Consider the following 10,225-nt stretch of genomic DNA (forward strand, 5'->3'; position numbering starts at 1 on the left):
AATCAGATTTTTAAAGGATCAGACTTATTGGAGGCACAGTCCCACACGATTAAGTATGGACATATCGTGGATCCGCATACAAATGTCACAATTGAAGAAGTTATGGTTTCGGTTATGCGCGCGCCGAAAACATTTACACGGGAAGATGTAGTAGAGGTGAATTGTCACGGTGGGCTTGTGTCGGTGAATCGTGTCTTACAGCTTATTTTAGCGCAAGGAGTCAGACTTGCAGAGCCTGGTGAATTTACGAAGCGTGCTTTTTTAAACGGGCGGATTGATTTATCTCAAGCAGAAGCAGTCATGGATTTGATTCGTGCAAAAACTGATCGTGCGATGAATGTTGCTATGAATCAAATAGAAGGTCGCTTATCAAAGCTTATTCAGAATTTACGTCAGCAATTAATAGAAACAGTGGCGCATGTAGAAGTAAATATTGACTATCCAGAGTATGATGATGTAGAACAAATGACGCACGATGTATTGCTTACAAAAACAGAAGCAGTTCGGGAAGAAATTCGCAAATTGTTAGAAACGGCAAAACAGGGGAAAATTTTACGAGAAGGAATTGCTACTGCCATTATAGGACGTCCTAATGTAGGAAAATCTTCTCTTTTAAATACTCTTATTCAAGAAAAGAAAGCAATCGTAACTGATATTGCGGGCACAACCCGTGATATAATTGAAGAATATGTGAATGTATTGGGAGTACCTCTCCGTTTAATAGATACTGCGGGTATTCGGGAAACGAAGGATATTGTTGAGAAAATTGGAGTGCAGAGATCTAAGGATATGCTGCAGAAGGCGGATTTAGTCTTGCTTGTTCTCAATCAAAATGAACCACTCTCGCTAGAGGATGTGGAGTTGTTTAGCGCTATTAAAGGAAAAGAAAGTATTGTTATCGTAAATAAAACCGATTTGCCCAGACAAATGGATATGAATCGTGTGCAGGAATTATCTGCAGGTGCTCCCATTATTTCAACTTCTCTTCTTGAAGAAAAAGGGATCACCGAGCTAGAGCAGGCAATAGCCGCAGCTTTCTTTGAAGGAAAGATGGAGGCAGAGGATTTGACGTACGTTTCCAATAGCAGACATATTGGGCTGCTACAACAGGCCGAAAAAACAATTACGGATGCAATCGAAGCCATTCAAAGCGGGATTCCCATTGACTTAGTGCAAATCGATGTGACGAGAACATGGGAAATACTTGGTGAAATTATAGGAGACACCGTACAAGATAGTTTACTTGACCAGTTATTTTCTCAGTTTTGTTTAGGAAAGTAACGTACAGGGAGGAATATAAAATGGAATATGAAGCTGGTTCATTTGACGTCATCGTTGTAGGTGCAGGTCATGCTGGCTGCGAAGCAGGACTTGCTGCTGCACGTATGGGAGCCAAAACATTATTGTTAACAATAAATTTGGATATGGTGGCATTTATGCCATGTAATCCTTCTGTTGGTGGTCCAGCAAAGGGAATTGTTGTTCGTGAAATTGATGCGTTGGGCGGAGAAATGGGTCGCAACATTGATAAAACCTACATCCAAATGAGAATGTTAAATACAGGAAAAGGCCCAGCTGTTCGTGCGCTTCGTGCACAGGCCGATAAATTTGCATATCAGCATGAAATGAAAAATACGATTGAAAATACACCTAATATGACACTTCGCCAAGGTATGGTTGAACGTCTTATCGTAGAAGAAGGACAATGTATGGGAGTCATTACACATACGGGTGCTGTTTACAAATCTAAAACTGTTGTAGTTACTACTGGCACTTACCTTCGAGGTGAAGTAATTATTGGTGATTTAAAATATTCAAGTGGTCCTAACAATCAGCAGCCTGCAGTGAAACTATCACAACATTTAGAAGAACTTGGCTTTGAGTTGGTACGCTTTAAAACCGGTACCCCACCACGTGTCAATGGACATTCAATCGATTATAGTAAAACAGAAATACAGCCGGGTGACGATGTTCCGCGTGCATTTTCATTTGAAACCACAACATTTTTGATGGATCAAATTCCATGCTGGCTCACGTATACAAGCGAAGAAACACATCGTTTAATTGATGCAAATCTTCATCGGTCTCCTATGTTTTCTGGTATGATAAAAGGAAGAGGACCACGGTATTGCCCATCTATCGAAGATAAAATTGTTCGTTTTCACGACAAACCGAGACATCAGCTATTTTTAGAACCAGAAGGTAGAAATACTAAGGAAGTTTATGTACAAGGATTATCTACAAGCTTGCCTGAAGATGTTCAACGTGAAATTTTAAAAACAATCCCAGGTCTTGAAAATGTGGAAATGATGCGAACGGGATATGCCATTGAATATGATGCAATGGTACCAACACAGCTTTGGCCTACGCTAGAAACAAAAAAAGTTAAAAATTTATATACAGCAGGTCAAATTAACGGAACTTCCGGCTATGAAGAAGCGGCAGGTCAAGGTATTATGGCCGGCATTAATGCTGGTTGCCGAGCGTTAGGTAAAAAAGAAGTAATCTTAGACCGTTCTGATGCCTATATCGGTGTCTTAATTGATGATTTAGTAACAAAAGGGACAAATGAACCGTACCGACTGCTTACATCTCGAGCTGAGTATCGTTTGTTACTTCGTCATGACAATGCTGATCTGCGTTTAACGGAAATTGGTCATGAAATTGGGATGATTTCAGATGAACGTTACGAACGTTTTATGGAAAAAAAGTTAAAAATTGAAAAAGAAAAAACACGCCTTTCCTCAACAATTATTAAGCCAACAGCAGACGTACAAGAACTTATTCGGAATGCAGGCGGAAGTGAACTGAAGGATGGTATTCGTGCAAGTGATTTACTACGAAGACCAGAAATGACATATGCACATATCAATGCAATTGTTCCTAGTGAAGAGCTAATCGAGGATGAAATCACGGAGCAAGTTGAAATCCAAATTAAATATGAAGGCTATATTGAAAAATCGCTACAGCAAGTGGAACGTATGAAACGAATGGAGAATAAAAAAATTCCTTCGAATATTGATTATGAAGCTATCACAGGTATTGCAACAGAAGCTCGTCAAAAATTGCAGGCTGTGCAGCCATTGTCTGTTGGCCAGGCATCCCGTATTTCAGGAGTAAATCCTGCTGACATCTCAATTTTACTTGTTTATTTAGAACAAGGGAAAATCGCTAGAGTATCTAACCAATAAACAGGTAGGAGATATAAAGAAATGAACATGCAACTTTTCCAATCAATGTTAGAGGAGAAAGGAATTTCCCTTTCTCCTTTGCAGCTTAATCAATTTGAAGCCTACTACCGATTGTTAGTGGAGTGGAACGAAAAAATGAATCTAACTGCCATTACTGAAAAAGAAGAAGTGTATTTGAAGCATTTTTTTGATTCTATTACAGCTGCCTTTTTTTATGATTTATCTAAACCACTTTCTATTTGTGATGTAGGAGCGGGTGCTGGGTTTCCTAGCATTCCCTTAAAAATTTGTTTTCCACAGTTGAAAATTACTATTGTCGACTCTTTACAAAAACGAATTACGTTTTTGAATCATTTAGCATCATCTTTGGAACTAGAGAATGTTGCCTTTTATCATGACCGTGCAGAAACATTTGGTAGAAAAGAAGGCATACGTGAATCCTTTGATATTGTAACAGCTCGAGCAGTAGCTCGTTTGTCTGTTTTGAGTGAGCTTTGCCTCCCTTTGGTAAAAGTAGGGGGGACTTTTCTTGCAATGAAAGGTGCAGCAGCTAAAGAAGAATTGGAAGCGGGGACGCATGCTGTACAAGTTCTTGGTGGGGAAATTCGTGAGATTAATACCTTCCAATTACCTATTGAAGAGAGTGAACGAAACATCATCATTATTGAAAAATGTAGAAAAACGCCAAAGAAATATCCACGTAAACCAGGTATGCCAAATAAATTGCCTATTGAAAAGTAAATCTTATTCGAATTATGATGGAATAGTATAAGTAGCGCCCTAATGTTTCACGTGGAACATTTCTTGTTTAGTATTCAATAGGAGGTGGTGGAGTAGTATGAAACATACATTTTCTCGTTTGCTTGGTTTGGGAGATAAGGACGATTTAATAGAGCAAGATGAAAATCAAGATGTACTCCGTGATGAAGTCGTTCAAATTCCAATAGTAAATATTATTCCTAATCGATATCAACCACGAACTGTATTTAACGATGCTCGTATTGATGAACTGGCTTTAACAATTCGAACGCATGGGATGATTCAACCTATCATTGTGCGCATGTATGAAGAAGATCAGTATGAAATTATTGCAGGTGAAAGAAGATTTCGTGCAGTTACAAAGCTAGGATGGGAAACAATACCTGCTATTGTTAGAAGTATGAACGATACGGAAACGGCTTCTGTTGCACTGATAGAAAATTTGCAGCGGGAAGAACTATCTGCCATAGAAGAGGCAATTGCATATCAAAAATTATTAGATCTACATAATTTAACCCAAGAAGCTCTTGCACAACGTCTAGGTAAGGGACAATCTACGGTTGCTAATAAACTTCGTCTTTTAAAGCTTCCAGAACGAGTGAAAGAAGCATTATTAGATAAATCAATAACCGAACGACATGCTCGTGCACTTATACCCTTAAAACAAGAAGAATCACAGTTGAAAATTCTTCAAGATATATTAGATTTTCATTTAAACGTAAAGCAAACGGAAGAACGTGTTGCAAAAGTTTTACAGCCAAGTAATCCTAAGCCGAAACAGAAACGTAAGGCTGTAAGTCGAGATATGCGAATTGCAATGAATACGATTCGCCAATCGCTACAAATGGTTGAAAATAGCGGATTAAAGGTTGATTCTGAGGAACAAGAGTATGAAGAATACTATCAAATTACGATAAAAATTCCGAAAAAGAACTAGTTTCATTCTCTATCGACCTCTTCTTACTAGAAGAGGCTTTTTTTGATACGAACTAGTTATACGTAACGATTATATGTTCTTGAAATGTATGACAGAATTTATTTTCTGCTGATAAGGATAATCCTATCAAGGGAAAAATCCATCTTTATATGATTTTTAAATGGAAATTTTGAAGTTTTATACAGAATACAACGGAAAATATTCATATTCATGATACAATGGGCTTACATCATACTCGTAGGGGAGAAAGTTGAAGGTAGGTGTCACCATGGGTAAAATTATTTCGATTGCGAATCAAAAAGGTGGAGTTGGAAAGACAACCACCGCCGTTAATTTAGGAGCATGCTTAGCACAACTAGGGAAGAAGGTTCTACTTGTAGATATTGACGCGCAAGGAAATGCTACAACAGGAGTCGGACTCGAAAAATCTGAATTAAAGCAGTGTGTATATAACATACTAGTTGAAGATGAGGATGTACGTGATATCATTAAGCCAACTGTCATGAAGGACTTATTTGTGATTCCAGCTACGATTCAATTGGCGGGAGCAGAAATAGAGCTAGTCCCGACAATTTCTCGTGAAGTGCGTCTCAAAAGAGCTCTTCAGCCAGTTCGTGATGAATATGACTATATTTTAATTGACTGTCCTCCATCTCTCGGATTAATAACGATTAATGCACTTACTGCTTCTGATTCGGTTATTATTCCCGTACAATGTGAATACTACGCTCTAGAAGGATTAAGCCAGCTTTTAAATACGGTACGACTTGTTCAAAAACACTTAAATAAGAATTTAGCAATTCAAGGTGTATTATTAACAATGCTAGATGCAAGAACAAATTTGGGACTTCAGGTTATTGATGAAGTGAAAAAGTATTTCAGAGATAAAGTATATCGTTCCATTATTCCTAGAAATATTCGCCTAAGTGAAGCGCCAAGTCACGGAAAACCAATTTTGCTATATGATGCTAAGTCCAAGGGTGCTGAAGTATATTTAGATTTAGCGAAAGAAGTGATTGCAGGTGGCTAAAGGACTAGGTAAAGGAATTCAAGCGCTTTTCCCTGATTTAGAGGCAAAAGAAGAGGAAGTTGTCCAAGATATACCATTGAATCAAATTCGTCCTAATCCCTATCAACCTCGTAAGTATTTTTCGAACGAAGCTATTCAAGAATTAACGGACTCAATAAAAGAACATGGTATTTTACAGCCTATTATTGTTAGGAAAAGTATCAAAGGATATGAAATTGTTGTAGGGGAACGCAGATTTCGAGCAGCAAAAGAAGCAGAACTTGAAAATATTCCAGCTGTTGTTCGTGGATTAAATGATCAACAAATGATGGAGTTAGCACTATTGGAAAATCTGCAACGTGAAGACCTTTCTCCAATTGAAGAAGCGCATGCTTATCAAAAGCTTATGGAGGAACTTAAGCTCACACAAGAACAACTCGCAAAACGATTAGCGAAAAGTAGACCACATATTGCTAATCATATCCGTCTACTCTCTCTTCCTACATACATTCAGGATTTAATCTCAGAAGGAACACTTTCGATGGGACATGGACGCACACTCTTGAGTTTAAAAGATCAATCTAAATTACAAGCTATTATTAGTCGGATTCAAAAGGAAAGTTTAAATGTTCGACAACTGGAACATTTAATACAGCAAATGAATCAAAATGTTCCACGTGAAACAAAAAAGGTAAAAAAAGAGCAGAATATTTATTATGTAGAGCAAGAAACGGTTTTACGTGAACGATTTGGAACAGCTGTAAAAATTAAAGAGAACAACAACAAAGGTAAAATTGAAATCGACTTTTTTAATAAGGAAGATTTACAACGTATTTTAGATGTATTAGCAGGCGAGTAATATAAGGATGAGACATGCTAGAAAGAGGTGACTCAATGAGTAATTATTTTACTCCTTTTGAATCATCTCTTTCCTTTTTTTTCGAAGAGAAATAGTATAGTCTGTTTTTTGAATACTTGTAGCAATGACATGTGCCATGTTCATAACTAAATGTAATCTTGTATTTTGGAGAACAAAAAACTCCATAAATCCATGGATATTCACGATGCCATGGATATGTAGGTTTCCTACTGATGGAAGGTTTTTATTCATTGCTGCACCTGGTTTGCAAGGTCCCTTTCCAACAGAAATGCTACCAACGTGCTGGGCCTTACCTAAACAGGCATCAATCGCGATAATAAATGGATTGGTATGCCGTTTCGTTATATGTAGTAGAGTTTCTTCTAAATTTAAAGCATGAACAGGGTTTTCAAGTGTTCCATATAGATGGAAATTTTCCATTCGTCTCTCAATTAATTTTGAACCGACTAATGGACCTAACGAATCACCAGTGGAACGGTCACTTCCAATACAAACTAAAACAATCGGTTCTAATAGTTCAGAAGGAACGAATTCATCTAACGTTTTGCTAAGTCGATCACTCACATCTTGTTCATCATAATATAGTGAATGGGACTGCTTATCAAGAAACGGAAAGGTAAAACGAAATGATCCTACGCTCACAAACATCCATCCCTTTATAGAATAGTATCATTATATCGGGAATACAGACTTTTTATACTTCAAACATGGATGAAAAAATAAAAATGTAAATTATTTTAGTGCAGAAGAAATAAAAATTTCTGTTACAATTATAAAATGAAGTGTTCAAAAACTAAGGAGAGATTACGTAATGAGTTGGTTTAAGACTACCTATAATCAGCTAGTGAGCTTCCTATTAGATCCAAAGATTTGGATTAATTTTTCGATAGGTCTTGTGAAAATTATCTTTATTCTTCTGGCAGCAAATATTGCTGTACGAGTTGGAAAGGCAATTATCCGAAATGCTTTTAAAATGAACGCAAAGTCTCCACTTTCTATGTCTAAAAGAAGAACAACTACCGTTGCCAGACTGCTACAAAACATTATTACATATGTCGTATATTTTGTAGTTATTATTATGATATTAGGTATACTGGGAATTGAAACGAAAGGAATTTTAGCTGGAGCAGGCGTGATTGGGTTAGCAATCGGGTTTGGTGCTCAAAACTTAGTTCGTGATGTTATTACTGGCTTTTTCATTTTATTAGAGGATCAATTTTCTGTGGGGGACTATGTAAAGCTCGGCAGATTCGAAGGTGTTGTACAAGAAATTGGATTACGAACTACGAAAATAAAAAGTTGGACAGGTGAACTTCATATTCTACCGAATGGTGGTATTAAGGAAGTAACCAATTACTCTTTAAGTAATAGCGTAGCGTTTGTTGATGTTAGTATTTCATATGATAGCGATATTCATCATGTAGAGCGTGTATTGGAATCATTACTTGATGAGCTCCCAATGCGTTACGAGCAAATGGTAAAACGACCAGAATTACTAGGAATTCAAAACTTGGGTGCCTCTGATGTTGTTATGCGTATTGTTGCCGAGGTTCATCCTATGCAGCATTTTGTGGTAGGAAGAGCACTTCGTAAGGAAATTAAGCTTCGACTTGATGAAGAAGGCATTGAAATCCCATATCCTCATATGATTTTGTATAATCGTCAAGAAGCAGAAAGTCAAAAAGCAAATTGACTGTAAGAGGTGACATTTATATGGTAGAAAAAGTGTTTGCACTAAATGATATTGTAGAAATGAAAAAGGTGCATCCCTGTGGAACCAATCGATGGAAAGTCATCAGAATGGGAATGGACATACGGATTAAGTGCGAGGGATGCGGACATTCTGTACTTATACCCCGACGGGATTTTGAAAGAAAGATGAAAAAAATTCTAGTGAAACACGAAGGTGAAGAGTAAGCAGTTTGCTTTCGCTTGTCAAGTAAGTGGTTACTATCTATAATGATGAAAGATTACAAATACGTTTAGCTTTTTCACGAAGGTGCGAATAAGATTGGAATACTATCGCAGCCCTCCTATGCCGATAAAGAAGTATGAATGAGTTGAATTATTTACTAAGACTTTGGAACGGCATATCGTGATAGATGCTTTCATTTAGGAGTGAGTGAGGATGGGATTAACAGCTGGTATCGTTGGTTTACCAAATGTAGGGAAATCGACGCTATTTAACGCAATTACACAAGCAGGTGCAGAGTCTGCGAACTATCCGTTCTGTACCATAGATCCAAACGTAGGTATTGTTGAAGTTCCGGATTCACGTTTAAATAAATTAACGGAACTTGTACAACCGAAAAAGACAGTGCCGACCGTTTTTGAATTTACTGATATTGCTGGTATTGTAAAAGGAGCAAGCAAAGGCGAAGGACTAGGTAATAAATTTTTATCACATATTCGTCAAGTTGATGCGATTTGTCAAGTTGTTCGATGCTTTGAAGATGAAAACATAACGCATGTATCAGGGAAAGTAGATCCTATATCTGATATAGAAACCATTAATCTAGAATTAGTTTTAGCAGATTATGAGACGATCGAAAAACGTATAGAACGTGTTGGAAAACTTGCTAGACAAAAGGATAAGGATGCGGTAGCAGAGTTTAGCATTTTAGAACGATTAAAGGATGCGTTTGAGAACAGTCAACCTGCTCGTACAGTAGAATTTACAGAAGAAGAAATGAAGCTTGTTAAAACGCTTCATCTATTAACGATTAAGCCAATGTTATATGTTGCAAACGTAGGTGAAGATGATGTGATGGATCCTTCTGATAATGAATATGTTAAACGAGTACGTGAATTTGCAGCTATAGATAATGCGGAAGTAATCGTAGTATGCGCAAAAATAGAAGCAGAAATTTCAGAGCTAGAAGAAGATGAAAAGAAAGTATTCTTACAGGAACTTGGAATTGAAGAATCTGGACTAGATCAATTAATTCGTGCCACTTATCATCTTCTCGGTCTTGCTACCTATTTCACTGCGGGGGTTCAAGAAGTTCGTGCTTGGACCTTTAAAAAAGGAATGAAGGCACCGCAATGTGCAGGTGTTATTCATACTGATTTTGAACGTGGTTTTATTCGGGCAGAAACCGTTTCATACGAGGATTTGTTGCAAAATGGCTCTATGAATGCAGCTAGAGAAGCTGGCCGAGTTCGTTTAGAAGGAAAAGAGTATGTCGTACAAGATGGCGACGTTATGCATTTCCGCTTTAACGTGTAAAAGTATGTTCATACATGTAAAATAATTTTTAATATAGAAATAATAAAAGAATGTGGGAACCATTTTGGGAAAATGACGTAAACAAAGAGGTATGTTCTTGTTTTGCGTCATTTTCTTTTTTGTATTAGAATAAAGTTGCTTCTAGTATATGACTATGCTATAATTTAATCTCGTGAGTAATTGATAAATTGCTCCTTGCCCATTATTTGGGCCGTTTAGT

General features: G+C 37.3%; 10 protein-coding genes. 9 read left to right on the forward strand and 1 reads right to left on the reverse strand.

Annotated elements, in window-relative coordinates; genetic code table 11:
- The 6 genes from mnmE to AC11ZT_RS09715 form a co-directional block, all read left to right on the forward strand.
- Positions 1-1,281 (forward strand): tRNA uridine-5-carboxymethylaminomethyl(34) synthesis GTPase MnmE (gene mnmE / locus AC11ZT_RS09690; protein ID WP_484059397.1); only part of this gene is annotated, 1,281 nt, incomplete at its 5' end.
- 20 nt (positions 1,282-1,301) lie between these two features.
- Positions 1,302-3,191, forward strand: a complete 1,890-nt coding sequence (gene mnmG, locus AC11ZT_RS09695; protein ID WP_484059398.1) for a tRNA uridine-5-carboxymethylaminomethyl(34) synthesis enzyme MnmG — start codon at positions 1,302-1,304, stop codon at positions 3,189-3,191.
- Positions 3,192-3,212: 21 nt separating this feature from the next.
- Positions 3,213-3,932: a 16S rRNA (guanine(527)-N(7))-methyltransferase RsmG gene (gene rsmG / locus AC11ZT_RS09700; RefSeq protein ID WP_484059399.1), complete on the forward strand. Its 720-nt coding sequence runs from the start codon at positions 3,213-3,215 to the stop codon at positions 3,930-3,932.
- 97 nt (positions 3,933-4,029) lie between these two features.
- Positions 4,030-4,887 (forward strand): nucleoid occlusion protein, encoded by an 858-nt coding sequence (gene noc / locus AC11ZT_RS09705; protein ID WP_484059400.1) that lies wholly within the window; start codon positions 4,030-4,032, stop codon positions 4,885-4,887.
- 268 nt (positions 4,888-5,155) lie between these two features.
- Entirely contained in the window at positions 5,156-5,917 is a 762-nt protein-coding gene (locus tag AC11ZT_RS09710; RefSeq protein WP_484059401.1) for a ParA family protein, read from the forward strand.
- Positions 5,910-6,755, forward strand: a complete 846-nt coding sequence (locus AC11ZT_RS09715; protein WP_484059402.1) for a ParB/RepB/Spo0J family partition protein — start codon at positions 5,910-5,912, stop codon at positions 6,753-6,755. The genes AC11ZT_RS09710 and AC11ZT_RS09715 overlap by 8 nt, the downstream gene beginning before the upstream one ends.
- 48 nt (positions 6,756-6,803) lie before the next feature.
- Here the strand turns inward: AC11ZT_RS09715 and yyaC are convergent, their stop codons facing one another.
- Entirely contained in the window at positions 6,804-7,418 is a 615-nt protein-coding gene (gene yyaC, locus AC11ZT_RS09720; protein WP_484059403.1) for a spore protease YyaC, read from the reverse strand.
- A gap of 169 nt (positions 7,419-7,587) precedes the next feature.
- Here yyaC and AC11ZT_RS09725 point away from each other — a divergent pair, with 169 nt between their 5' ends.
- The 3 genes from AC11ZT_RS09725 (at position 7,588) to ychF (ending at position 10,005) form a co-directional block, all read left to right on the forward strand.
- On the forward strand, positions 7,588-8,469 hold the full coding sequence (locus tag AC11ZT_RS09725; protein WP_484059404.1) for a mechanosensitive ion channel family protein: 882 nt from the start codon (positions 7,588-7,590) through the stop codon (positions 8,467-8,469).
- A 20-nt stretch (positions 8,470-8,489) separates the two neighbouring features.
- Positions 8,490-8,693, forward strand: coding sequence for a DUF951 domain-containing protein (locus AC11ZT_RS09730; RefSeq protein WP_484059405.1), 204 nt, complete (start codon positions 8,490-8,492; stop codon positions 8,691-8,693).
- A 211-nt stretch (positions 8,694-8,904) separates the two neighbouring features.
- A complete protein-coding gene (ychF, locus tag AC11ZT_RS09735) occupies positions 8,905-10,005 on the forward strand; it encodes a redox-regulated ATPase YchF (RefSeq protein ID WP_484059406.1) in 1,101 nt (366 codons plus the stop codon).
- Positions 10,006-10,225 lie beyond the last annotated feature (220 nt).

This window comes from Ectobacillus sp. (genome assembly GCF_056992975.1).